Annotated in this window: 23 protein-coding genes and 1 pseudogene; 20 read left to right on the top strand and 4 right to left on the bottom strand. The window is 61.7% G+C overall.

Annotation, left to right across the window (positions count from 1 at the left end; translation table 11 throughout):
* Positions 1–313: 313 nt before the first annotated feature.
* The 6 genes from AC27KI_RS01700 to AC27KI_RS01675 all read left to right on the top strand — a co-directional run bounded on the left by AC27KI_RS01700 (position 314) and on the right by AC27KI_RS01675 (position 7,870).
* Positions 314–1,288 (top strand): LysR family transcriptional regulator, encoded by a 975-nt coding sequence (locus AC27KI_RS01700; RefSeq protein WP_487112270.1) that lies wholly within the window; start codon positions 314–316, stop codon positions 1,286–1,288.
* On the top strand, positions 1,285–2,208 hold the full coding sequence (locus tag AC27KI_RS01695; RefSeq protein ID WP_487112268.1) for an alpha/beta fold hydrolase: 924 nt from the start codon (positions 1,285–1,287) through the stop codon (positions 2,206–2,208). The genes AC27KI_RS01700 and AC27KI_RS01695 overlap by 4 nt, the downstream gene beginning before the upstream one ends.
* 186 nt (positions 2,209–2,394) lie before the next feature.
* Positions 2,395–3,708 (top strand): M20/M25/M40 family metallo-hydrolase, encoded by a 1,314-nt coding sequence (locus AC27KI_RS01690; RefSeq protein WP_487087668.1) that lies wholly within the window; start codon positions 2,395–2,397, stop codon positions 3,706–3,708.
* An 862-nt stretch (positions 3,709–4,570) separates the two neighbouring features.
* Positions 4,571–4,873: a hypothetical protein gene (locus AC27KI_RS01685; protein ID WP_487087670.1), complete on the top strand. Its 303-nt coding sequence runs from the start codon at positions 4,571–4,573 to the stop codon at positions 4,871–4,873.
* 42 nt (positions 4,874–4,915) lie between these two features.
* Entirely contained in the window at positions 4,916–6,586 is a 1,671-nt protein-coding gene (locus AC27KI_RS01680) for a hypothetical protein (RefSeq protein WP_487112266.1), read from the top strand.
* A gap of 255 nt (positions 6,587–6,841) precedes the next feature.
* Positions 6,842–7,870, top strand: coding sequence for an OmpA family protein (locus AC27KI_RS01675; RefSeq protein ID WP_487087674.1), 1,029 nt, complete (start codon positions 6,842–6,844; stop codon positions 7,868–7,870).
* A 330-nt stretch (positions 7,871–8,200) separates the two neighbouring features.
* Here AC27KI_RS01675 and AC27KI_RS01670 read toward each other — a convergent pair whose 3' ends face one another.
* Together AC27KI_RS01670 and AC27KI_RS01665 are read right to left on the bottom strand one after the other, a co-directional pair.
* Complete coding sequence (locus AC27KI_RS01670) at positions 8,201–9,241, bottom strand: tyrosine-type recombinase/integrase (RefSeq protein WP_487112264.1); 1,041 nt, start codon at positions 9,239–9,241, stop codon at positions 8,201–8,203.
* A 13-nt stretch (positions 9,242–9,254) separates the two neighbouring features.
* Positions 9,255–9,446, bottom strand: a pseudogene (locus AC27KI_RS01665) (Arm DNA-binding domain-containing protein); the annotation flags it as partial.
* A 460-nt stretch (positions 9,447–9,906) separates the two neighbouring features.
* On the opposite strand from AC27KI_RS01665, the gene AC27KI_RS01660 reads away from it, so the two are divergent.
* Positions 9,907–11,004, top strand: a complete 1,098-nt coding sequence (locus AC27KI_RS01660) for a hypothetical protein (RefSeq protein ID WP_487087678.1) — start codon at positions 9,907–9,909, stop codon at positions 11,002–11,004.
* A gap of 312 nt (positions 11,005–11,316) precedes the next feature.
* On the opposite strand, the gene AC27KI_RS01655 is transcribed toward AC27KI_RS01660, so the two are convergent.
* Complete coding sequence (locus tag AC27KI_RS01655; RefSeq protein ID WP_284424970.1) at positions 11,317–11,961, bottom strand: hypothetical protein; 645 nt, start codon at positions 11,959–11,961, stop codon at positions 11,317–11,319.
* Positions 11,962–12,413: 452 nt separating this feature from the next.
* Between AC27KI_RS01655 and AC27KI_RS01650 the strand changes: the two genes are divergently transcribed.
* Positions 12,414–13,301, top strand: a complete 888-nt coding sequence (locus AC27KI_RS01650) for a LysR family transcriptional regulator (RefSeq protein ID WP_487112262.1) — start codon at positions 12,414–12,416, stop codon at positions 13,299–13,301.
* Between the two features lie 17 nt (positions 13,302–13,318).
* Here the strand turns inward: AC27KI_RS01650 and AC27KI_RS01645 are convergent, their stop codons facing one another.
* Positions 13,319–13,534, bottom strand: coding sequence for a hypothetical protein (locus tag AC27KI_RS01645; protein ID WP_487112260.1), 216 nt, complete (start codon positions 13,532–13,534; stop codon positions 13,319–13,321).
* Positions 13,535–13,627: 93 nt separating this feature from the next.
* Here AC27KI_RS01645 and AC27KI_RS01640 point away from each other — a divergent pair, with 93 nt between their 5' ends.
* The 12 genes from AC27KI_RS01640 to AC27KI_RS01585 all read left to right on the top strand — a co-directional run bounded on the left by AC27KI_RS01640 (position 13,628) and on the right by AC27KI_RS01585 (position 25,080).
* Entirely contained in the window at positions 13,628–13,777 is a 150-nt protein-coding gene (locus AC27KI_RS01640) for a hypothetical protein (protein WP_272548365.1), read from the top strand.
* Between the two features lie 5 nt (positions 13,778–13,782).
* A complete protein-coding gene (locus AC27KI_RS01635; RefSeq protein ID WP_272548366.1) occupies positions 13,783–13,995 on the top strand; it encodes an AlpA family transcriptional regulator in 213 nt (70 codons plus the stop codon).
* Between the two features lie 37 nt (positions 13,996–14,032).
* Positions 14,033–14,896 (top strand): ParA family protein, encoded by an 864-nt coding sequence (locus AC27KI_RS01630; RefSeq protein ID WP_487087774.1) that lies wholly within the window; start codon positions 14,033–14,035, stop codon positions 14,894–14,896.
* Positions 14,880–15,140, top strand: a complete 261-nt coding sequence (locus AC27KI_RS01625; RefSeq protein ID WP_284424974.1) for a type II toxin-antitoxin system HicA family toxin — start codon at positions 14,880–14,882, stop codon at positions 15,138–15,140. The genes AC27KI_RS01630 and AC27KI_RS01625 overlap by 17 nt, the downstream gene beginning before the upstream one ends.
* Positions 15,133–16,845 (top strand): ParB family protein, encoded by a 1,713-nt coding sequence (locus tag AC27KI_RS01620; protein ID WP_487087683.1) that lies wholly within the window; start codon positions 15,133–15,135, stop codon positions 16,843–16,845. The genes AC27KI_RS01625 and AC27KI_RS01620 overlap by 8 nt, the downstream gene beginning before the upstream one ends.
* A gap of 11 nt (positions 16,846–16,856) precedes the next feature.
* The gene (locus AC27KI_RS01615; protein WP_272548370.1) at positions 16,857–17,417 is read left to right on the top strand and encodes a DUF2857 domain-containing protein; all 561 of its coding nucleotides are present in this window, start codon (positions 16,857–16,859) and stop codon (positions 17,415–17,417) included.
* 2 nt (positions 17,418–17,419) lie between these two features.
* Positions 17,420–18,616 (top strand): STY4528 family pathogenicity island replication protein, encoded by a 1,197-nt coding sequence (locus AC27KI_RS01610; protein WP_487087776.1) that lies wholly within the window; start codon positions 17,420–17,422, stop codon positions 18,614–18,616.
* Between the two features lie 407 nt (positions 18,617–19,023).
* Complete coding sequence (locus tag AC27KI_RS01605; protein WP_487087778.1) at positions 19,024–19,842, top strand: PFL_4669 family integrating conjugative element protein; 819 nt, start codon at positions 19,024–19,026, stop codon at positions 19,840–19,842.
* A complete protein-coding gene (locus AC27KI_RS01600; protein ID WP_487087685.1) occupies positions 19,839–20,357 on the top strand; it encodes a DUF3158 family protein in 519 nt (172 codons plus the stop codon). Before AC27KI_RS01605 ends, AC27KI_RS01600 begins: the two co-directional genes overlap by 4 nt.
* Positions 20,354–20,752, top strand: a complete 399-nt coding sequence (locus AC27KI_RS01595) for a single-stranded DNA-binding protein (RefSeq protein ID WP_272548374.1) — start codon at positions 20,354–20,356, stop codon at positions 20,750–20,752. Before AC27KI_RS01600 ends, AC27KI_RS01595 begins: the two co-directional genes overlap by 4 nt.
* A 278-nt stretch (positions 20,753–21,030) precedes the next feature.
* Positions 21,031–23,055, top strand: a complete 2,025-nt coding sequence (locus AC27KI_RS01590; protein WP_487087687.1) for a DNA topoisomerase III — start codon at positions 21,031–21,033, stop codon at positions 23,053–23,055.
* Positions 23,056–23,313: 258 nt separating this feature from the next.
* Complete coding sequence (locus AC27KI_RS01585) at positions 23,314–25,080, top strand: DNA cytosine methyltransferase (RefSeq protein WP_487112258.1); 1,767 nt, start codon at positions 23,314–23,316, stop codon at positions 25,078–25,080.
* Positions 25,081–25,201 lie beyond the last annotated feature (121 nt).

Below are 25,201 nucleotides of genomic sequence, written 5' to 3'. Positions count from 1 at the left end.
GTTACGTTTAATCAGATATATACCAAATAGGCATAGTCTGTATGCCGCCGGTCTCTACAGTGTCTGACACTTGATAAAACTGGGACGACTGCCCGATGCTGCCTTTTGCAAGCTCTGCCCGCTGCGCTGGACCGTGGCGTCGTTCAGCCGCTGGCCTGGGTGGAAATGCCATGGGACGGGCATCCGCGCGCGATCATCACATGGCGCCCAGGCGTGAGCTGCCATGACGGGGGCAAGTTGAACACTGCGGACGCAGCCGATTCATTGCAACACGCCGTCGACCGCAAGGCCCATCGCACCAGGAGACAACAAGATGGAAATGAAGTGGCTGGAAGATCTTCTTGCGTTGGTGCACAACGGCAGCTTTTCGGCGGCGGCCGCGGATCGGCACGTCACACAGCCTGCGCTCAGCCGCCGCATTCGCGCACTCGAACAATGGGTTGGAGTTCCACTTGTCAACAGAGCCGTCTACCCGGTGCAGCTCACGCCATATGGGCAGGAGTTCATGGGGTTGGCACGCCAGACAGTGGCATCGATGCAAGCGATGCGCGCCGACCTTCGCCAAGCATCGGGCGAGAACGGCCAGCGTGTGCGAGTGCTGGCCCTGCACACGCTGGCATCGCGCACCGTGCCGGAGCTGATCGCACCGTTGATGCGCAATGAGCCCTCGCTGACAGTCGAGATCGTGCCCAGTGTTCAAGGTGTTGAGTCACACTTTGACGAGCTCGACGGGGGCGGCGCACAGTTGCTGGTGGGCTATTCGCAGCTCAGGCCCGAAACGCGCACCAAGGATTACGAACGCCGTATCGTCGCTCACGATGCATTGGTTCCAGTCGCATCGCGCGCTTTTGTCGATGAAGACGGTCGCTGCGATCTGCAGCGCTCACGCGAGGTGCCCCTGCTCCGGTATTCGCCTTTCACTTTTTCGGCGGCACTGCTTGACCGTGTGCTCACGCAGATCGGCGCGCGCTTACTGCCGCGCGCTGAATCGCCTTTGGCGGAGACGCTCAAGGCGCTTTGCCTGCAAGGATTGGGCGTGGCCTGGCTGCCGCGCAGCAGCGTGGCCGATGAGTTGGTGACCGGTGTTCTGCGCATCGTCGGAGCGGAGTGCTTTCATGTGCCAGTCGAAGTGTGCGCATGGCGCCGGTTCGACCTGAATCATCGCCGCGCCGTGCATCTGTTCGAGGCGCTGCCGTCCTTGGCGGCTGCGGCTGAGGCAAGTCCACAGACGTCTCACAGCAAAACACCCGCGCCCAAGACCCGTGGCAAAACCCGAGGTATGCAATGAAAGCTTCCATCACTGACCTGACCCAACGCCGTCATCTACTGGCTCTGGCCGCCGGCCTCCCGCTGATAGGCTGCGTTTCCTCGCCGTCTGCCGGCGGGACGCTGCTTGCCGGATCGCACGTCCTGCACTTTCCCGCACCTGGCCTTGGCGCCACCTCCGACGACATTCGCCTGCATGCCCACCGCCCCGCGCGCTGGCAGCCGAACGACCCTGTCGCCATCGTCATGCATGGCGTCCGCCGCGACGCAGACCGCTATCTCCGCGAATGGGTGGAACCCGCCGAGGATGCGGGCATCCTGGTTCTGGTGCCGGAGTTCACGCAGGCCAAGTTTCCCGGGCGCAACTTTTATAACTTCGGAAACGTCGTGGACGAGAAGATGAACATACGGCCTAGCGAGCAGTGGGTATTTCGCGTGGTCGACGATGCTTTCGCCATCGGGCGTAAAGCCTTTGGAGCTCGCCGTGAACGATTTGCGCTGTACGGCCACTCGGCCGGTGCGCAGTTCGTGCACCGCTACATGCTTTTGGCAAAGGCATCACAGGCCGAACTGATCATCAGTGCCAATGCCGGTTCGTACACGCTACCCAACCGCGACGCCAATTTCCCCTGGGGCTTGGCCAACGTCGCGGCGACGGATGAAGATTTGAAGCGTGCATTTGCACGGCAGGTGGTTCTCCTATTGGGCGACAAAGACATCGACCCGAACCATCCGAATCTGCCGACCGATCCCGAGGCGAGAGCCCAGGGCCTGAACCTTTTTGCGCGCGGCCATTACTTCTACGAACAGGCGCGTGCGGCGGCGGCCAAACTGGGTGTGCCGCTGCGCTGGCGCGTGCAGACAGTCCCTGGCGTCGCTCATTCCGACCACGGCATGGCACCTCCGGCGATGAAGATCATGCGGCAGGGCGCTGCGGCGTGAGAGCGAGGCAGACCGCAGTTCCAGAGCACCGCCGCCCTGGCGCATGCAAAGCACGCGGCCCATGCATGGGGTGATTGAGTCTGGCTGGACTGTTGGTGCTGTCCGGCCAATCTAGAAGGCGCCACGCAAAGAGTGCTCCATGCGGCGGCTCATTTTTAAATTTATCAACGTTGTGATTGAAACTCGATGAAACCGACCTCCTCGACATTCCTGCTTCCTGCTCTCTCCATCGCCTTGTCCTATGCCACCTTGGTGGTGGGTGCGGCTCATGCCCAGACTGTGGATCCCGCCGCGGAGGTACGGCGTGTGCTAGCCAGCCCGATCTACCAAGGCGCCACTGCCGCGCTCGACAAGGAGCACGGGCGTATTGTCGAAGACGGCATCAAACTGACCGAAATCCCCGCGCCGCCGTTCGGTGAAAAAGCCCGTGCAGAAGAGTTCGCCAAGATGCTCAAGGCTTCCGGTCTGAGCGATGTACAGATCGACCCAGAAGGCAACGTGCTGGGCTTGCGCAAGGGCACCCGAAGCGACGGCAAAGTGGTGGTCGTGTCCGCCCACCTGGATACCGTCTTCCCCGCCGGCACCGACGTCAAGGTAAAGCGCCAAGGCACCAAGCTGTATGCCCCCGGAATCGGAGACGACACCATGAGCCTGTCGGTGCTGCTGGGCTTCGTACGCGCCATGAAGACGGCCGGCATCAGCACCCGCGACGACATCCTGTTCGTGGGCACCGTCGGCGAGGAAGGTCCTGGAGACCTGCGCGGTGTGCGATATCTGTTTACCAAGGGCAGCTACAAGGACAAGATCAAGTCCTTCTTCTCGGTGGAGTCGGGCGACGTCAACCGGGTGACCCACGGCGGCGTGGGTTCCAAGCGCTACCGCATCACCTTCAGCGGTCCCGGCGGCCACAGTTTCGGTGCCTTCGGCACTGTCAATCCGATGTTCGCCCAGGCTCAAGCAGCAGTGGAGTTCGCTCGCATCCAGGTACCGGCCAAGCCCAAGACCACTTACAGCATCGGCTTGATCGGTGGCGGTACCTCCGTCAACTCGATTCCGGTGAGCAGTTGGATGGAAATCGACATGCGCTCGGAATCGGTAGACGAACTCAAGCGTGTGGAAGACCGCATGCTGAAGATCGTGCAAGAAGCCGCCGATGGCGAGAACTTTGCCCGGTCCACTAAAAACGCCAAGATCACGGTGGAGGCCAAGCTCATCGGCGACCGCCCTGCCGGCAATACCGACATGAAGGCCGACATCGTGCAGATTGCCAAGGCAGCCATCGAGGCCGGTGGATACACGCCGGACTTGAACTGGAGTTCGACGGATTCCAATATGCCGATGAACCTGGGTATTCCAGCGCTGACCATCGGCCGTGGCGGCATCGGCAGGAACGGCCGGACCCATTCGCTGGACGAATGGGAAGACGTCGAGAAGGGCCCGATGGTCAAGGCCATGGCCACCTCGCTCAGCATCGTGCTCTCCGCCACCGGTATGGAATGAGAAAGACACCATCATTCTGCCGGAGAATGGAACCAATCAGGACTGATGTCTTCGAGTACATCGAGCGGTGCTGCGACCCGTTAGGAAGCTCGGCCAGCTTGTGACGCCCGACCGTCTTGCCGCAGTTCAGCCCTGCTGGCTGCGGCGCAATGCGGGACTTTTTTACAAGCGCGACGGATGTCATCAGGCCATTCCTCAGATCGGCTAAAACAGCCGGCGTGATCTGGATCTGGAGGCGGTCACGCCGGTGCGGCAGACGCCATCCGTCCAAGAATCGAGACAGCAAAACGGCTCTTCTCCGACATTGGGTTTTTGACGCAGGTCGTCACGAGGCGAAGTGAGATCATTGACGGGAAGTCGCCACTCCCCTGGGCGCTTTGCCCTGCTTGCACGCTCAACAGACGAAGTCAACGAACGTCATTCGTTCACCAAAGCGACGTGCTTCGCCAGGCAGGCGGCGAGCCCGACAACCACCAGCTCAATACATCGGGTTACGAACCTCCTACCACCGTTGGGTATGCAACGAAGCCTTGCGGCCCTTATAACCTGTGCTCCCACGCGTTACGAAGGCAATGCAGTGCACTGCAATGCACTGCAGTGCAGTGCACAGGGTCCATGGAGTCTTCCTTTATGGGGGCGAACCTTTCTCGCCACCATCTTTTGACGCGTGGTGTCTCGTACGCCAAACGTGCAAGCTGTCGTGGTGACGTGTCGCGAATTGCCTTTCATGTCTCGAAATGGCGCTGTGACGGCACGTCCTAGCCTTCAGAAATTCCAAAAAAACCATGAAACGCCATCCCATCTTCAACGCCATATCGGTCCTGCTCTGCGCACTGTCCATGTCCGGCGTAGCACCCGCGGAGTGATCTCCGGCATCCGACCCGCCAACACTGACGTCGAGAACGGTAAGGTCCTGAAGGTCCGCTTTCGCGGGGCCAACAACGGCGACAGCTTGTTGAGCGTGCATGTGCTGCTGGCGCCCGGCGGCATGTGGACCGCCGCGGTGACCGCCGACGCCGGTGGCATCGCGCAACTGACCGCCAGCGATCGCAACTGCACGCGACCACAACTGGCTCGAAACGAGCGACAGCCGGCGAAACAGGTGCTTATCACAGCCGTGATCCGCAACCTGCCATGCGCTCTTTTGCACAAGATTGACATCTGAACCATTCCATTGACTCCTGAACGCCGCCGCCTCTGGGCGGCGGTGGCTCTTTCGCTCTATGCAACGCTTTTCGCGCTGGTGACGGCCGTAGCAGCCTGGCGCACCTTTACGCCCGTACCGAACTGGGACATGTGGGGTGCGCTGGATTTTTACGCCGACGTACGCGACGGCGCCGGCTGGCAAGCCTGGTGGAAGCTTTTCAATGAACACCGCATCGTGCTGGCCAAGGCGCTGTTCTGGATGGAGTACCGCTGGTTCGGCGGTACGCAGGCTTTCCTGATCGGGACCAACTACCTACTGGTGGTAGGCAGCATCGCCACGTTTTGGGCTTTCCTGAAAGCGCACATGGGGCCGATGCCCCGCACCACGTCGGTGTCGGCCGTGGTGCTGCTATCCGTCTGGTTGATGTCGTGGGTGCAGTACGAGAACCTCACCTGGGCATTCCAGAGCCAGTTCTTCCTGGCCCAGTGGCTGCCGCTGGCCGGGCTGTACTGCCTGTACCGCGCCACGCAGGCCCCGAACGGCCTGCGCTGGTTCATCGGTGGCTGCACGCTCGGCGTGCTGAGCATCGGGACCATGGCCAACGGCATCATGGCCCTGCCGATGATGGTGCTCTATGCCACCGTAGCGCGCATGGGCTGGCGCCGCGTGACGGTACTGGCGGTGCTCGCTGCGCTGGGCATCGGTGTCTACATGGCAGACTTCGTCGCGCCGGCAGACCGCCCCGGCTTGCTGACCATGCTTCAGACCCGGCCCTTGGGGGTGTTGCAGTACACACTGCAATATCTGGGCAGCCCGTTTCAGCACTTGGCGCGGCGGATGGAGCCGCTGTGGATCAGCCAGGCCTTCGGCGTGCTGTTTGCTGTGTTGGCGCTGGCGCGGCTGGTGCCTGCGCTAAGGGCCCCGCGGGCCCACGCGGTGGACCTGTCGCTGCTCACCTTCGTCGGTTTCGTGGCGGGCACCGCGTTCGTCACCGCCAGTGGCCGCCTGCAGATCGGCATGGATGGATCGCTGACGAGCCGCTACACCACGCCCTCGATGATGGCCTGGGCGGCCCTTGGCATACTCTACGCGCCACGCGTCATGGCCCTGCGCGGCCTCGCCCGGGCCGGCGTTACGCTGCTGCTGGTGGCGGTACTGGCGCAGATGTTGTCGGTGCAAGCCCGCCAAACCAAACGCAGCGATGGTCCCCACCTTCGCATGACCGGAGCTCTCGCGCTGGCGATGGGCGTGCATGATGAGCAGCGTATCGGCATGCTGATCTGGGACCGGGCCCTGGCCGAGCGCATCATGGCCAAGACAAGGCCCCATGGTTTCTCGGTCTTTGGCCAGCCCCCGCTCTCCGACGCCGCAACGGCTCTCGGCTCGCAACTGGAGATGCCGCCCGCTCGCTGCACGGCCTTCGTGGACTCGGTGCAGCGCGTGCCCGGGGACCCGCGCTTCGTATTGCTGAGCGGCGCGCTGCTGCCCGAGGGCGAAGGTCCCTCGCCCCAATCGATGCGCCTCGTCGCGCCCGACGGCACCGTGGTGGGCATGGGTGTGCCCCACCGCTGGCGCAAGCTGAGCGCGCCAGGTGGCGTCCGCGCGCCCGCGCGTTACCTGACCTTTACCGCCTATCTGAAGGCAACGCCCGAGACACTGCCGGCCGATTTGACGCTGACCGCGCCTGGCACCGCCTGCTCGGTGGCCGTGAGAGTGCCGCAGCCGCAATGAGATAGTCGTCGAAGGCCACGAACAACCTCTCCAAGCCTGCACTACGCACCGAGTCTCGCCGGGTGGTGAGCACGGCTTAATGCACAGCTGCGGCGATCGCATAGATCAGATACGCCATGTCAGAGTCGCCCAGCGCTAAAGCGTGCTTCGCCGTGCACCACTCGTCACACCAGTCGTTTTCTGCATCGTTTCGCAACATGACCAGCGAGGCTGGCAGCTACACTATTTTTTTGTCCCTTGGCAAGGAATATCTCTGTGCACAAAACAGTAGCAACGACGTTGCTTATAGCCATTTCCTTAGGTCTTGGCGCATGCAAAAAGCAAGACCAAACGGCGCCAAACATTCACGCAACTCCACCCGCGGCTGCCGCCGCCAGCACGCAAGACTCGAACCCTGCGAAAGCATCTGCCAGTAAAGCGTTCGAGCCCTCCAGCCTGCCTGTGTCGAGCGCACCGCTGGGGGCCTTTCCCTACATCGCACTTCCCAGCGGATATGTCACTGGCAGCACGCCGGACGTCACCGGCTTCGATCAGGTGCCCTTCTGGACAGGCGATCACTTGGAGCCTGTAGAAGGCCAGGTATGGTCGGCGCACATCAGCGCCGCCGAGGGCCAGACATTCTCGGACTTGGAACTCCAGCGCAACATCGAATCGGTCGTTTCTTCGCTGGGAGGCAAGAAGATCTTTGACGGCAAGATTCCGGAAGAGGCTGCACAGAAAATCAAAGAATGGCCACGCGACTTAGCACTCAAGTACAACAGTGGCTTGGGCGATATCTGGAACAACGCTACGCAAGTATTTGTTGTGCGACGGGCTGATCGCAATATCTGGATTCACCTGTGCAGCTACCAGTTCGGCGGCGGACTTCTCATCGCCGAAACCAAGCCGCTGAAAGTTACCGCTGGCTTATTGCCGGCCAGCGAACTGAAGTCCCAGATCGACAAGACTGGCAAGGTGGCGTTGCACGTCAACTTTGCCACGGACAAGACCGAAATCCTCCCCGACTCGCGGCCACAGATCGAGCAGGTCGTGCAGTTGCTCAAGCAGGATGCATCACTGAAGTTGGCCGTTAATGGCTACACCGACAACACGGGCGATCCAGCGCACAACAAAACGCTGTCAGAGGGCCGCGCCAAGGCTGTCGTCGTCGCCCTTACTGCACAGGGAATTGATGCGGCGAGATTGTCGTCTGCCGGTTTTGGTGATGCCGATCCGTTGGCCAACAACGCTACCGAAGATGGCAGGTCGCAAAACCGCAGGGTCGAACTGGTGAAGCAGCAATAGGCCTTCCCAGTGATAGGTAAACTGCAGGGTGACTCCGTTTCCACGTGGGCCAGCCGAAAATTCACGTTTTCCGGAGTTCGCCAGCAGGCTCAACGCAACCATCGCGGCGACGCGAAAACAACGGACAGAGAACCGGCCCACTGCATCGCATTCGTTTGTTTATGAGCGCGCACGCACGGCCACATTCCCAACATCACCTGTTTGCGCAAAAAGTTGTCCCAGCATTTGCAATGCATCGTCTTTAGGCCGCAGTTGCCCCGAGGCAAGCGCCTTCAGAAGGCCTCGATCACTTCCAGGCTTTCTGGTGCTACCGGCGATGCGCCCGCTTCCTCAACCTGCTCTCCCGCCTCCCAGCGATCCAGGCGATTGGCCCAGTCCTGCATCATCAGGCGCCGTTGCTCCACGTAGGCCGCATGGTTGGTTGTAGGCGGCCCGGATCTGGTTGGGATCGGCGTGCGACAGCTGCGCATCGATCCATTCCACACGGTAGCCTAGCTCATTGAGAACAGTGGAGATCGTGCCCCGGATGCCGTGGCCAGTCAGCTGCTCTTCGTAGCCCATGCAACGCAGCGCGCCATTGAGCGTGTTCTCGCTGATGGGCTTTTTGAGGTCGTCCCGATTGGGCAGCAGATAGCGCTGCGCCGGCCGCCTTGCCTGGGCATCGAGCAGGTCGCGGACGATGGCAATGGCCTGGGTCGACAGCGGCATCACGTAGGGCGGCACAGTCTTGCCTTCCTTGCGCATCTTTAAATGCAATTGCTTGACGATCACAGCGGAGATAGTCCAAAGGCCTCGTTCCAGATCGAACTGCTCCGGCACCGCCGAGCGCAAATCGCCCGTTCGAACGCCGGTCAGGAACAACAATTGAATGCCCTGGCGAGTGGTCTTTAAGCCACGGTACTTGCGCAACCTCCGCAGAAACGCGGGCAGTTCCTCCTTGCGCAGGAACGGGTTATGGCTCACCGGCGGATTGGGCACTGCCACGATGTCCAGATCGCTGGCAGGTTTCGCAGGCAGACCCTTCTCCACCATCGCGGAGCGGAACATCTGGTTGAACCAGGTGCGCACCTTCTCCGCAGTGGTCAGCGCATGGCGGCGCTCGATCTTGCGCAACACTTCCAACAGATGCGCCGGCGTCACGTCAAAGATGGACACCGTGCCAAGCCAAGGGAGCACGTCCTTGTCGAAGATGCGATTGATCTGCGACAGTGTGCTCTGGCGGCCGGTTTTCAGGCTCAATGCCTTGAAATCCCGCCACGACTGGAACACGGCTTGGAAAGCATGGGTCGGCGCCGCCAACGCCTTTTGTTCGGCTTGGCGAAGAATGGACACGCGGATCGACCCCATTGGCAAGCTGCGCCCGAAATTCATCCCGGCGGGCTCTCGCCTCCTTGAGGCTGATCTCCGGGTACGGACCGATGGCGATGCGAGGCTGCTGGCCCGGCCATGAGAAACGGAAGTGCCACTTCTTCTTGCCTTTGGCACTCACGAAGAGCAGCAAGCCGTGCGCGTCGTTGAGGGTGTAGTCCTTGCCAGTGGTCCTGGCCTGCCGCACGGCAGTATCTATCAAAGCCATCGAACTCTCCTTCAGGATGAGGAGAGGTGTACCGACGTCGATGGAAGCAGCACAGCCAAAAACCGGACAACCCAGCGCCCGAATTTTCAGTACTAATTTATGTACTAAAAATGCGTGGATGGGGGTGAATTTCAGCAGACTTTGCTGGATGCTCCACAGACAGAAACCACTGTGGGATCAAGAAGCTATGGACTTCACTGGAAGTCCATAGCATGAAAATTGGAGCGGGTGAAGGGACTAGAACCTAGCCTTTAACCGCTTGATTTCTAACAACTTTCTCATATCCCAGGCTTTGGGATGGACACGATTATAGACTTGTTTTTACCCATAGGCAAACGTATTGCTCGAAAGAGCCGAAAGGTCGTAGCCTTCAGGATGGTGGACGGATCATGAGGCCACCGACATCTGCTCGACACGGACGACCAGATCTAGCCCAGCGACAACTACCGAAAGCCAAAAAATGACATTGACGCTCGGTCGTGGACGCCCCACTCCCATGGTGTTCAGTGGCCTCTTCCTGCCATCGGTGGAATGGGAAATGAAGGCAGAAGGATTTCCATGGCACGAGATGGAGTCCGAGCCCGGTGATTTCGGCACCCTCGCACGAAATCTGCGTCGAAGGGACGTCTCACCGCAACGGCTCATGAAGCAGGCCATTGAGGCCTTGAAGGCACTGGGGCAGGACAACGAAAGGGCGATCACATTCGCAAACGCACTGGAAGCCGGCTTACATGCCGGCGCGCTTGAGTCGAACGAAATTGCTGATCGCATTTCGGGCGAGCTTCCCGGCTTGTGGGGATGCTTCATCGCTGGCATCCGTGAAGAGCCGACCTACCCTACTGCTTTCATGAGGGCCTATGTCGAGATCGAACTCGCCTCCAAAAGGGCTGATGCCGCGTTGGTGGTGGGCGACTTTCGCAACGCCGCCGCGCTTGTTCGTGCCGACCCAATGCTGAACCTCTTCTGGCGCAACCATGATTTGGACGTTCTTGCCACAGCCCAAACCGAGAGAGAGACACTTCGACCTCGACTGCATGCTTGGCTGCAACTCCAACTCAGTGTCGTAGCAAGACAAGCAGTTCGTCACCCAGGTGCGATACAAGCGCAGGAACTGTGTGGAAAGTACAGCGATCTACTCACAGGCCATCAAATTCAACCCGGCGTCTCCTGGCTCAGGATGGCTAAAAGACTCGCAGGCGCAGCAAGTCTCGCGCAGTTGCGCGAACAATTGCTGCTGAATAGTACCGATCCGGCTTCGCTGCCCAGCGAAGCGACGTTCAAGCGATGGAATCGGGGCATCATATTTCCCCAACGGACCGATCAACTACGGACATTCATCGAGAGGGTGGCAGCAAGAGGACACATCTACAGGCCAGTGTTGGCGGCAAACAAAATCTGTGATGCACTGGTAAGGATGTATGTCACAGCCCACCGTCTCAACCATGTGGGCTTTTTCGCATCGCTTCTCTGGCAAGAACCTGCGACGCACGTGCAAAGATCCTTCGATGAGTGGTGCGATCACCATCGCGGCACGCCGCGCGCAGAGCGCGGCGCTTGAGCGTCACTTTTGACGCGGCCGATTGACGCTTCTCTTTTTCCCGGACGGTCCCTTGTCGGGGCCTGCTGGCCAACCGCCCGCGTTTCCGGGACCCAAGCCTTTTCCGAGTCCGGGACGGGGAGCGTCTGTACGAATTGCAGGATCTCGGGGCTTCTGCGCAATCGCTTTAGGAGTTGATTTCATATCGATCTTCAATGACGCGGCAATGGCACCGCAGAAGAAATTCTGAAATCAAAAGCTGCCTTGCGCGGGATCATCTTTTCGGCAACTGTCGTGTTTTCACGCGAGCGTCATGCGTGAGCAAGCGACTGCTCAGGCCTTCTTGTCCGTAATTGCATTGATTCCTTTAATTGCAAATTTTTTGGAATAGAGCGGAGACGTGTAGTAAGAGCCTTTTTTCGTCGCGAGAGTTATCAGATTTTTCATCGCGCCCTCAAGGCCTTCTTCGGCATATGCGATAGATTGGGTGTTTCCGAATGGCTTGTCTGGCTCATAAGTCGTGCAAGGCACTGTTGGATGGCCTATCTCTTTGAGATACTCATCAAAGGCATTCTGACTTATGGCCAAGCCGAAAACACGCCAAGCGTACTTCTTCCCCCAATAGTAGCCAGTCACTTTACCCTTGGGCGTTACTCGCCGGTCATTATTGGCTTTTTCAATCGCGTAATTTTCAGCAGATACTTTCTGCGCCACCGCATGGCTAATCGCTGGGTCCACCTCGGAAATCTCCGAAATAAACGCCGTATCAACAATATTCAGTCCATTCCGATCCGGCCTGAAACCGATATTGTAATGTTTCCCATCCACGACCCTTGGCGTTGATGCTCCTTCAAATTGGTACACAGTCGCCGTTGTTGCAGGTGTAAATTTGTGCAGGTAGCTTCCGCTCGGTTGCTGAACGATCGTGTAGTTCGTCACAATAAGATTATGAATTGTATGCAGGTCGCGCGGCTTCATAATTGCAAATCCTTTGCAAAAAATTATTCATAAAAGATAGCTTATTGAAATTCAAAGTGGATACAACCAACGTTCATACAAAAATATAAGTTAGCTTGAGGCCTTATTACCGAAAGAGCTTACCCTACGAAACTGAACTTCACGGAGAGTAGCACAGCAGAAACGAGGGCACGAGAGACCACGTTAGCACAATGGGCTCACATAAATATTCGCCTGAAATGACTGGGTGAAATGAGCATCTCATTCCACGCCAATTCTGCAGCCTCTCCCTAATCTGCTGCTTGAAATTTTGGTGCTTAGATCTATGCGCCGTTTACGCGCGGCGGTTGTCCTTCAATCGCCCATTTCAGATGCAGCATCCGCAAGGCTGATTCGAGCGCGAATAATTTCGCGCCCCCTAAAGGGGCACTACTCGAACAACCAAAGGAGGTTTCATCATGAGAATACGCCACTTGAAATATTTCCTGATCGTTGCGCAGGAACAGAGTTTCGTTCGCGCCGCTGCAAGAGCGAATATCGAGCCGTCACCGTTATCGCGGGCAATCAAGGATCTGGAAGAGCAATTGGGCGTGCAACTGCTGAACAGAACGAAGGGCCGGATCACCCTCACCTGGTGCGGAGAGGTATTTCGGGACGAGGCCCGCCGCATAATCGAATACATAGAGAGCGCTAAAACCCGCGTTGCAGCGGCATCCCTCGGATTCAAAGGCCGCTTGCGGGTAGGCATTACCGACAGTCTCGCCCAGCCGCGTCTGACACGACTTCTTTCACAAAACCGGGAGGAAGAACCCAGTACGGAAGTTCGCATTACCGAAATGACCGTCAACGAAATGCAGATCGCGCTTCGATACGACCAGATCGACATCGGCTTCACCATGGATGAGGAACCCATTGATGGCTACCTCAAACACACAGTGTGGACGGAGCGCCCAGCAATAGCGATCCCCAAACATCACCCGATCCTGTCACAGGACAAAGTTTCCATGCGGGAAGTGGTCCGTTACCCACTGATCATGTGCCACCCGGAACGATGGGCGGGTGGCTACAAAGTCATACAGCGCTGGATCACCGATCACGATCTCGCATCACCGACCGTCGCAGAACATGCCGCTTGCCATGAGGCCATGATGATGCTCGTCGCGGCAGGATACGGGTTGGGCATCGGCATGCAGTCCCAAGCCGCCCTGTATGACCACCCGACCGTCATCGTCCGGCCCATGGTGGACGAAATCCCGGATGTCCCTACCTTCATCGTTATCTCCGAAGAAAACACCTCACCGGACACGACTCGATTTATCCAACGTGCAAGAGAAATCGGAATGGCCACGCCGAGCGATTAATGGTCAACATGAAATTTTCATGACATATCCCCTGCATTTTCCATCGGCCTGATGACAAAAAAAGTCACCTGCTTGTATGGCAGGTGCCGTTTTCCATTGTTTTCAAAACGATTGAAGGTTCGTTCAGTTTTTCTGCCAATAGCGGCAAGCCACCTTGAGATCACCTTTTTGTGTAAAGCACCGACATTTTTAAGTCGTTCTGGCGACGTATTGCGGCAGAACATGGTGCTCAAGCGCCTGGCATCCTGACAGGCAATACCAAGCTCTTCATTCGCGCGCGATCGCTACTTAATATGTAGCGCCCTGACCCAAACCGTGAGAGTTGAATGACGAGCGAACTGGCTGGTAATCACGTTTCTGATTGCGACGGAATGAATGCGGTATCCATTGCAACCGCATTGTTTACTGATTTTCGGCAATGGCATCCATTTAATGCGGATCACGCCCAAGAAGTGCCACTGAGCATCAAGGAGTGATCGCAATGTCCGAACAGAGCAGCCCGCCAGATACCGGGCGCAAAATCCTTCGCCGTGCGGAGGTGGAAGCCAAAACGGGTTTCAAACGCGCGCACCTGTACAACCTGATGAAGGATGGCAAGTTTCCGAAAGCCGTCCGGCTAGGGGTGCGTGCCGTGGGCTGGGATTCCACGGAGATCGACCAGTGGATCATCGACCGTCTCAATGACCGCGCATGACCCGGCTCCCATTCGTTGTGAAGCGGAGCGAACCGCCATGCAGGTGATTTCGGTGATTTCGACCAAGGGCGGCGTCGGGAAAACTACCGTCGCGGCCAATCTCGGCGGGTTCATCGCGGACGCGGGTTTGCGCGTGCTGTTGCTGGACCTGGACATGCAACCCACCCTCTCGTCGTACTACGAGCTCACCAGCCGTGCCCCGTCCGGCATTTACGAGTTACTGGCTTTCAACGAGCGCGACCTCACGCGGCTGGTCTCGCACACCGCGATCGAACGCCTGCATGTGGTTTTGTCCAACGACGAGCATCGGCAACTGAATACGCTGCTTTTGAATGCTCCGGATGGACGGCTGCGGTTACGCCATCTGCTCCCGGTATTTCGACCCCACTACGACGTGGTGCTGATAGACACCCAGGGGGCCCGAAGCGTCCTCCTGGAGATGGCGGTGCTCGCGTCGGAATGCGTGGTCTCACCCGTGACGCCGGAAGTGCTCGCAGCCCGAGAGTTGCGGCGCGGGACGCTGCAGCTCATCGAAGATATCGCCCCATACCGGCATCTTGGCATCCCCGTGCCACCGCTGCACCTGCTGATCAATCGGGTGCCTGCGGTTTCGGCCAATGCCCGACTGATCCAGCAGACGCTGCGCCTGGTGTTCGGAGAACATCCCGGCGTCCATGTCCTCGAAACAGAGGTGCCTGCCATCGAGGCGTTTCCGCGCGCCGCCACACGCGGATTGCCCGCCCATCGGGTGGAATATCGCCGCCCCCAGGGACGCCTCACCCCAGCGGCATTCGAGATCGTCCGCGCCCTGGCTTCGGAGTTGTGCCCCCAGTGGAACGAACGTTTTGTCGCGGTGAACGGCAAGCCCGGCGGGAGATTTGCCCATGCCAAACGCCCATGAGCTTGCCCGCGGCCACAAACGATTGCTGCCTCTCATCGAGTTTGCGCTGAAGGAGGGGTGGGAAGTCACACGCACCGCCGGGGGGCACCTCCGGTTTTTCAAAGCCGGGCTGGCTCCCATCTTCACCAGCTCGACCCCGAGCGATCACCGCTCCGCTAGCAATGCACACGCCCGGCTGCGCCGCGCGCAGCGCCAGGCAGACACATCGCGCGATACCGGCAGACACGAGGCACCCCATGGCTGAGATTTCCCCACAGGACATGGCATCGCGGTTGCTGCAGGACCGTTTCACCCGCACCGGGCCTGTGGCAGACGCGCTGACGGACCCGATCGCCGATACGCCGATGATCGTGACACTGGACGAGTTGCGCCCCTACGAGCTCGATCCCCGGATCACGCGCAATCCGCTGTACGACGACATCCTGGCGTCGATCCGCGAGCGTGGTCTGGACACACCGCCGCCGATCACCCGCCGACCTGGCGCGACCCACTACATCATCCGCAATGGTGGCAATACCCGCTTGGCAGTCCTGCGGGAGTTGTGGGCGCAGACCAAGGACGAGCGGTTCTTTCGCATCGGTTGCCTCTTTCGCCCCTGGCCCCAGCGCGGCGAGATCGTCGCGCTGACCGGCCACCTCGCGGAAAACGAACTCCATGGCGGCCTGTCTTTCATCGAGCGGGCGCTCGGCATCGAGAAGGTTCGGGAGCTCTATGAAGAAGAGGATGGCAAGCCGCTGTCGCAATCGGAACTGGCGCGGCGGCTGAAATCAGATGGCTATCCGGTTCCCCAACCCCACATCAGCCGCATGCAGGAGGCGATTCAATACCTGCTGCCTGCCATTCCGAATGTCCTCTACGGCGGTCTCGGTCGGCACCAGGTCGAACAACTCACGGCCCTGCGCAGGACGGGAACGAAGATTTGGGAGGCGCGTGCAGCATCGAGCCGGCTCGACCTGGATTTTCCGACGCTGTTCCAGGATGTGCTGTCGGTCTTCGACGCGAGCCCAGGCCAGTTCAACGTGCAGCGCGTGCAGGACGAACTGGTGGGACAGATGGCCGATCTGCTGGGCGAGAAGTACGATACGCTCGCCTTCGATATCACGGCCTCGGACAAGCGCTGGCAGTTGCTCAGCAGTGAACCGGGCAGCGTGCCGGCCATCCCCGCGATGCCGGCCCCGCCCGAGCTGCCCCCTCCCCCACGCCCATCGCCTGCGACATCTCCCATCGCAGCGCTGCCTGCGCCCCGCACGGAACCATCGACCGAACCTTCCGAGGCGGTCTCGCCACCCGAACCGCTCACAGTTCAAGCGCGCACCGGCGCTTTCGACGAGGCGGACGATCATGCAGCGCGGGTGCGTGGGCATGTGGTTTCCCCGGCACCGACGTCCGATCGATTGCAGTCCATCCAGCGCCTGGTGGCCGACCACCTTGGCGAGGCACCGCCGGACTTCGAGAGCAATGTGCTGCAAGCCATTCCGGTGCAGGCGGGTGGCCTCTATCCGGTGAGCGACATCTGGTACATCGATCCGGGCCTGGACACGCCGGAACGGCTGAGAACCCTCATCGCGCAACTGGCGCTGGAAATCGCCGACGAGGCGGAACTGTCCGCTGAAATCCTTCCCAGCGAAGACGGTATCGGCTTCCATTGCGCCCAGGACAGCGAATCGATCGGCGAGCGCGCCAGTGCGCCCTTCCCGCGCACGATCCTCTCGCTCCTGCATGCCCTGAGCGCACCGTTTGAGCACGCACGGTTCGTTGCCCCGCACATCGACACGGTGCATCTGGCAAACCATCTCGGCCCCCTGCTGCAAGGGCCGAGCCTCAAGGTACAGTTTCCGCGATTGAGCGACAACGGCCTGGTGAAACTGTTTCGGCTGGTGCGCCTAGCGCGGCGGCTGCTGGACATCGAAGCCTCCCTGCATGGCGACAGCGCCATGCCGTCCCCGTAGGACGGGCCGCGATGTCCGGTCCGCATCCGCTGAACCAGGCCGTGATTGCACAGGCCCTGCACGACCTTCGCAACGGCCAGCTGCGCAAAGCCAAATCCATGGGCTTCGATGACCAGGACCTCGATGCCCTGAAGCACCCGGCCATGGCGAGCGTGCTGGCGAATGCAACGGTGTCTTGGTGTTCGGTCGAGGTCAACCGCGATGTGCTGCGCCGCCTGCTGCATCAGGTGAACGACGTGGCCAAGGAGATCGAGGCGGTGGACCGGATGCTGCGCCTGGGTGCCAGTACCGAGATGATCAGCAAGTTCTACGGATTGACGCATCAAGAGGTCGCGCTGCGCAGATCGGTGATCGGCTTGCCCAAGCGCAAGGGTCGGTATCCGGTCCTGACGGAACAGCAGGACGCACAGCTGTGGGAATCCTGGTCGGACCTCATCAAGGAGCGGGGCATCGCGCTGAACAACGACACGGCCATGCTCGCCATCGCGGCGGATTTTTCGGAATCCACGGGGGTGCCGGTCTCGGTGATCTGGAGCGCCATTCGCGGATGGATCGATGAAGGGCTGGTTTGAACATGACAGCACCGCGCAGACCAGGCGGGCCGGTCCTGCTGGGAGAACTGCTCGACCAGGCGCTGCAGCGGATGCAAGTCGAACCCGCAACCCCGCCGGAAAAAGCCGCGCCAGCCCTGCCCCCATCCGATGGCTTCATTTTCAGCGGCAATCGCCATGACAGCGTGCCGAGGGCGCTGCTGCTGGACCGGCGTCTCACGCCCCTGGAGCGCAATGCCTGGCAGGTGTTTCGCCTGCTGCTCAACGACGATGGCATCACGGCCTTTCCGACCTATGACCAACTGTGCCCTTATCTGGCCTCCATGCCCTGCGCTGCCAAGGCATCGCATGAGACCGTTGCACGCGCGCTGACCCTCTTGCGCCTGACCCGCTGGGTCAGCCTGGTCCGGCGGCGGCGCGATGCCAGGACCGGGCGAATGCTGGGCAATCTCTACGTCCTTCACGACGAACCGCTCACGCCCTATGAAGGCATCCAGCTCGACCCCGACTACCTGGGGCTGGTCAGCCATGCGCTCGATCACGCCAGCAAGTCCATCCAGCGGGTCGGCGTGCACACGCTCAAGGAGATGGCCGAGGACCCGATGCTCAACGGGCGGATACTGCCGAGCCGTCTGCAGGTGCTGACCCAACGCCTCGCCGCCCAGGGGTGGGGGGAGACGATCGGTTATCCACAGGCTGGGGACAGTCACGATTCCGAAGACGGGTCGAGCGGCCTTCTTCGGAATCGGAAACCACCGGGTTCGGATTCCGAAGTGGGTCAAAAAGCCCGCCAAACCGGCACGCTTCGGAATCCGAACGAGGACCGTACTGTACGTAAAGAAGAGATAGAAAAAGAAATACGTACAGTACCCCGCACGCGAGGCGCCCTGCTCCTGCCCGAGCGCTTCAAGGCCCTGAAGTCGGAACAGCAGAACGGGGCGCTCGCCGCCCTGCAGTCGGTCGATCCCGCGTTGCACCAGGCCGTGCTGGATGAGTGGGATGCACGCTGCCGCGAAAGCACGGTGCGCAATCCCGCAGGCTATCTCTTTGCCCTCATCCAGCGCGCGTTGCGCGGGGATTTCAAAGCCTGGGCCGCATCGAAGGCACCTCCCGCCGCCACCGCTCCCACCGCGGCCGAGCCGGCCCCGTCCCGCCCGGCAGACCCGGAGGTGGCACGGGCGCACATCGCCAAGATCCGGGCCCTGCTGCGGATGCCGTGACGCGGTGCAGTCTTGAGGTTCGCAATCGCACGCTGGATCGTCCACTGGGTTCCATGCTGGGCTATACCCCGGGTATAACCCGGCGCGCCACCCTCCATCGACGGCGGGGCATGCGCCCACATCGGCGGACTGATCGAGCGGCGCGCGCTTTGCGGCGCGCACCCTGTCGCGAGACCTTTAGCGCTCCACGCGCCTGTGCCGGCGTCCACCGAAGGCCAGGCTCGCCTATACCCTGGGTATAGCGCGACATGCAGCCTTCCTGGCTGGAGGATCAATGACGCTCGGGAGGCCGTCGCCCCTGTGCATGCGGGCACAAACAGGCGTTCGAGGGATGCGGTTTGATCACTGACGGCCTTCCCGCGCTCGCAGATGCTGAAACCTCGTCTCCACCAACGAGGGTTGCCAGCATGGCCAACGAAACGGAACCATTGCAGTTGAACCTGGGGTCGCTGCGCAGTGCGATGTCGCTGACGCTGCACACCCACCACGCCTCCCGCATCTGGCATGGCAGGGCCGCCGCGGAAGGCAAGCCCGGCATCATCGGTCTCAACGGCTTCGTCGGCATCATGAACAAGTTGAAGCGTGGATCGGAACAGGACGATCCTTATTCCGACTGGTGGATGCTTCGGATCGAGGACAAGCTCAACGCCACCAAGGAACAGTTGCAGACCCTGCGCGAACAGGTGGACCGTGCCTTGGCCGACGTTCCACCCGCCCTGAGCCTGGGTGAGAACCTCAACGTCCAGCCCGTCAAGCTGCCGCTGTTCGTCGCCTCGCAGTTGGGCTTCATGGCGGTCTATTTGTTGGCGGACTACGACGATCTGGCACGCCGCCTGATCCTGGCCCACCACACCGCGCTGATCGATCGCGGGACATTGGAACGCTGGCTCAACGAAGGCGCCCACGCCTTGCGCAGCCTGTTTTCGCTGGCACAGCAATACCGATACTCCGGGACGACCCGCAACGACTTCTCCACCGGCAACGCCGCCGCGCGCGTGGCGCGGGAGAAATTCGGCGATCTGCCGCAGGACATTCTGGACGGCTCGCGCCGCTCGCGCTTCGCCCCACCGCCCGTGCGCCGGTCCGCGCCGGCGTCTGCCACCACGCGCTCCCGTGAACCGGAAGAGGCACCCATCATGGATACCGATGCAGCGCCCACCGGCACCGACGCGACGCCGCAGGACGAGGACGCCCCCTCCGACAGCGACAGAGAGGAGCCGACATGAGCGCGCTGCATCGCTTTGCTCCGCTGGAACAGCCAGCCTTCCAGGCGCTGGAACATGCAGCCTACCTAAAAGGCCTTTTAAGACCCTTTAAAGGTAAGGGGGCGCTGGAGGACTGGGCCAGCCATTGCGGTGGTCTGCGCGACAGCCTCGTTGCACTGGCCGAGCGCCGTTTGCTGCCACAGGTGCAAGGCTTTCCGTTCGATCGGCTGGCCGCCCATCTGGCCCCGCAGAACACCGGGGCCGGCACGACGTTCCTGCGCTGGCGCAACGTCGATCGCTCCCGCATGGGGGTTGCGTTGTGGGAGGGACTGCTTGCCGATCCCGCGATGCCTGCCGCGCTGATCGATGACCTGTACGCCATCGAGGTTCAGCGCATCGTGCTGAACATGCAGGTCAGCCTCACCCACAGCATCGCGCGGCAGGCCACCGACTGCGCCAACAAGGTGGCCCACGCCGACACGATCTACCAGCGGCGAATCCGCGCCATCGCCCACCCCGAGGAGTCACACCCATGAGCACGCATTTCCATGGCGAGGGCAATATCGGCTCTGCGCCCGAGTACGACGAGTACCCCAACGGCAACGAGGAGCCGCGTCGGGTCCTGCGCCTGAACGTGTATTTCGACAACCCGATTCCGGGCAAGGACGGCTACGAGGACCGTGGCGGATTCTGGAGGCCGGTCGAATGGTGGCACCGCGATGCCGAACACTGGGTCCACCTGTTCCAGAAAGGCATGCGCATCGCCGTCAACGGGCGTGAGGAACGCAACGACTGGACCGATGAGGACAACAATCCGCGCACGACCTATCGCATCAACGCCCGAACGGTAGGCATCCTGCCCTACCGCATCGAGTCGGTGACCCTCAGCGCCCGGCCATCGGGACACGAGACGGAACCGCAGGCCGATTGAACGGGGTCTGCGAGGGCGGCTGCCGCAACCGTTATCCGCCCTCCATGCGCCAGACGTCGGCGATGCCTCAACGATTGCGGCCTGCGCCAGCGGCGGTCGTCCAGACAGATGCGCCAGCTTGTCTATCCGACCATCGGCGAACCCAACCCGCTCCCCCTGCCGCAGCCGCCCAACAAGCGGGGCGCTATCGGCTTCCGCTTCTTTGCTGTCAACGGCAGCCAGTGTGGACATGCTGGTGTCCTATTCAACGAACGCCACGCCATTTCCGGGGAGGCTCCATGGCTTTGTATCTTTGCGAAAAGCACTCGCAGGCCAAGGACATTGCCCGGGTACTGGGTGCCACCCGGCGCGGCGATGGCTGCTACATCGGTCCCCGCGACACCGTGACCTGGTGCATCGGCCATCTGCTGGAGGCAGCACCGCCCGAAGCCTACGGCGATCAGTACAAACGCTGGTCCATCGAGCAACTTCCGATCGTTCCAACGCGCTGGCGCAGCGAGGTCAAGGCCTCCACGGCCAAGCAATACAAGGCGGTCCAGCAATTGATCGCTCGGGCCACCGATCTGGTCATTGCCACGGACGCCGACCGGGAGGGCGAGATGATCGCTCGCGAAATCATCGATCTGTGCGGCTACCGGGGTCCCATCCAGAGGCTGTGGCTGTCGGCCCTGAATGACGCATCCATCCGCAAGGCACTGGGCGCGCTCAAGCCCTCTGGCGAAACGCTGCCGCTGTACCATGCGGCCCTGGCGCGATCGCGTGCGGACTGGCTGATCGGAATGAATTTGAGCCGCCTGTTCACCCTGCTCGGCCAACAAGCCGGCTACCAGGGCGTGCTGTCGGTCGGCCGCGTTCAAACGCCGACGTTGCGCCTGGTGGTGGACCGGGATCGCGAGATCGCGGGTTTCGTTTCCGTGCCCTACTGGGCCGTCGAAGTCCAACTGTCGCATGCCGGCCAGTCGTTCGCCGCGCACTGGGTGCCGCCCGATGGCAGTACCGATGCTGCGGGACGGTGCCTGCGGCCATCCTTGGCCAGGGAAGCCGCCGACCGCATCCGGCAGGACCGTGGGGCGCTGGTGGTCTCGCTGGAGACCGAGCGAGTGAGCGAAGCGCCACCGCTGCCGTTCGACCTGGGAACACTTCAGGAGGTCTGCTCGCGCCAGTTGGGCCTGGACGTGCAGGACACGCTGGACATCGCACAGGCTCTGTACGAAACGCACAAGGCCACCACCTATCCCCGCTCCGATTCCGGCTACCTTCCAGAGAGCATGCTCCCGGAAGTTCCGGCGGTACTCGACGCGGTGCTGGCGACCGATCCCGGCCTGCGGCCATTGATCGAACGCCTCGACCGCACCCAGCGCTCACGCGCATGGAACGACAGCAAGGTCACGGCCCACCACGGCATCATTCCCACGTTGGAGCCAGCGAAACTTGCCGCCATGTCGGACAAGGAACGCGCGGTCTATGGCCTGATCCGCTCCCATTTCCTGGCGCAGTTCCTGCCCCACCACGAATTCGACAGGACGACCGCCCGGTTGTCCGCAGGCAGCCAATCCTTGCAGGCGACCGGCAAACAGATCGTCGTTCCCGGCTGGCGGATCGCGCTGCCCGGCCATGCGGCGAACGGGGCCGAGGACGCGGACGATTCACAGGGACCGCGCAGCCAGGTCTTGCCACCGCTCGCGCAGGCAAGCCGTTGCAGCATCGAACAGGTCGATGTGAAGGCGCTCAAGACGCTGCCTCCCAAGCCCTACACGCAGGGCGAACTGGTCAAGGCGATGAAAGGGGTTGCCAAGCTGGTGACCGATCCGCGCCTCAGGCAGAAGCTGAAAGAGACCACGGGAATCGGCACCGAAGCAACCCGTGCCAGCATCATCAACGGCCTGCTCGGCCGAAACTATCTCCTCAAGAAGGGCCGTTCCATCCGCGCATCCGATGCTGCTTTCACACTGATCGATGCCGTGCCCTCGGCCATCGCCGATCCCGGCACCACCGCGGTCTGGGAGCAGGCGCTGGACATGATCGAGACGGGGCAACTGACCCTGGACGCCTTCATCGACCGGCAATCGGCCTGGGTGGCGCAACTGGTGGAGCAGTACCGCAGCGCGAGCCTGTCCCTCCCCGTACCCCAAGGTCCCGCCTGTCCTCTCTGCGGCAGTCCCACGCGGCAACGCAACGGCAAGTCCGGTGCATTCTGGTCCTGCAGCCGGTATCCCGAATGCAAAGGCACGGCAGCGCTGGGTTCGCCCGGCGGCAAGCCCTCTGCCCCGCGCCAGCGCGGGCCCCGTTCCAAAGCGTCCTGAACCAGTCACGTCGTGCCCCGGCCCGCGTTCCCTGCGGCCGTTGGGCGTGGCCCCGCATCACTGGCGGGGCACACCAAACATGCCCTCGCCTTCTGCAATGGCATGTGCCTCCCCGGCCGTTCGTGTGGCCGGGTGAGAGGAAGGCGTCTTTATCGACCCCGCTCCCCGCGGACCTCTGTTCCGCTTTCTCTACGTTGCACCCGAAGGGTCTCCTGGCACCTCGCGCATGAGGTGCCAGGAGACCCTTCGGGATCGACGGTGTTCGATGCCGGTGCCCGCCGGCGAAAAAAAACGGGCTCCCTTTGTGCGCGGATGTGCGCCGAACGGTTCCGACCCCAGCCACGAAACGGGTCGGGTGCGATCGCTGAGGCAACGGCAGGCTCTACCGATGGCCACGCCCTGCAGCAGCCCACGGGTGGCTTCTTGTTCTCTCGCCGCGGGCGCCCTGCCCGCGGCACCTCTGTCGCCTCGATCCCGACCGCAAGCAGTGCACGGGACCGCCGTACCAGCGGCGCAATCGCTGTGCCCACTCAAGGAGACCACCCCATGACACATCCCCCCATCGAATACGGCAGCGTGTGCAGCGGCATCGAGGCGGCAAGCCTCGCATGGCAACCGCTCGGCTGGCACCCCGCCTGGTTCTCGGAGATCGATCCGTTCCCGATGGCCGTTCTGGCGCACCGGCACCCTGGCGTTCCCAACCTCGGGGACATGGCGCAGATCGCCGCCCGGGTGCTGGCGGGCACCGTTGCGGCCCCCGACATCCTCGTCGGCGGCACGCCATGCCAGGCATTCAGCATCGCAGGATCACGCCAAGGCCTCGCGGACCCGCGCGGCGCCCTCACCCTCAAATACACGGAGCTCGCCAATGCCATCGACCAAGCCCGCCAGGCGCAACGCCGGCAACCCGCGGTCATCGTCTGGGAAAACGTCCCCGGCGTCCTGTCCGACCGTTCCAATGCCTTCGGATGCCTTCTGGGCGCCTTGGCCGGCGAGAGCTGCCCGCTGCAGCCGGCAGGGGGCCGATGGACGCACGCAGGTTGTGTGTCTGGACCCCGCCGCCGCATCGTGTGGCGGGTGCTCGACGCACAATATTTCGGCGTGGCCCAACGCCGCAAGCGCGTGTTTCTTGTCGCAAGTGGTCGTACCGGGTTCGATCCCGCCGCGGTACTTTTTGAGTCCGGTGGCCTGCCTGGGCATCCTTCGCCGGGCAGACCGGCGCGGCAAGAATCTGCCACCGCTGCTGAAATGGGTGCTGAAGGCGCAGGCCGATTCGACCACGAACTGAACAGCGCCTATGGCAAGGTATCGGTGACCGTCTGCTTCGGTGGCGGACATCTGCGGGGCACGATCGACAAGGCGGCATGCCTGACCGCCCGCGGCCACAAATGCGATTTCGAGGTGGAAACCTTCGCGGCGCAATCCGTGGCCGGCAGCATCAGCCACACGCTCGATACGGCCAACCGGGGCAAGGGCTGCGGCGAAGACGGAACGGGCAAAGGCGTTCCCATCGTGGTCGCCTGTGCGCCGCAAGCCCTGGCGTTTGCGCAAAACAGCCGCAGCGAGGTGCGGCTGGAATCGGGACATGGCCAGATCGCGGGCACGCTCTCGACCGGCGGCGGCGTTCCGGGCCAGGGCCGGCCCGTGATCGCCAGCATCACGATTCCAGCCGGACACACGGCGGGTGCCATCGCCGACTTGGGGAGTGACCTGTTTCCGACCTTGCGCTCCAGCCGCGGTGGAGGCGACCTCGGCCACGTCGTGATGCCGAACATCGAGGCGTATTTCCAGTGCACGCTGGAGCCGCCCGAAGGTGGCTGGCTGGACTGGTCGTCATGGCGCGTGCGCCGCCTCATGCCGATCGAGTGCGAGCGGCTGCAGGGGCTGCCCGACGACTACACGCTGGTGCCGTACCGGGGCAAACCGGCTGCGGATGCACCGCGCTACAAGGCCATCGGGAACTCCATGGCCGTGCCCTGCATGGCATGGCTGGGCCAGCGACTCCACGAAGCCTTGCCAATCTAAAGGGCTGCCTACTGGCACCGTTTGTCGAATGACGGCAGGGGCGGCGATGGCCAAGGTGCCGGCGCGCGTCGGCTGATGACCTCAGCGACATGCCAGCAGCCCGGGTTCTCAAGGCTGCGAC

The sequence above is a fragment of the Acidovorax sp. KPB24-03 genome (assembly GCF_057546605.1).
Note: the sequence above shows the minus strand (reverse complement) of the source record. Positions and strands in the feature narration are given on the sequence as shown.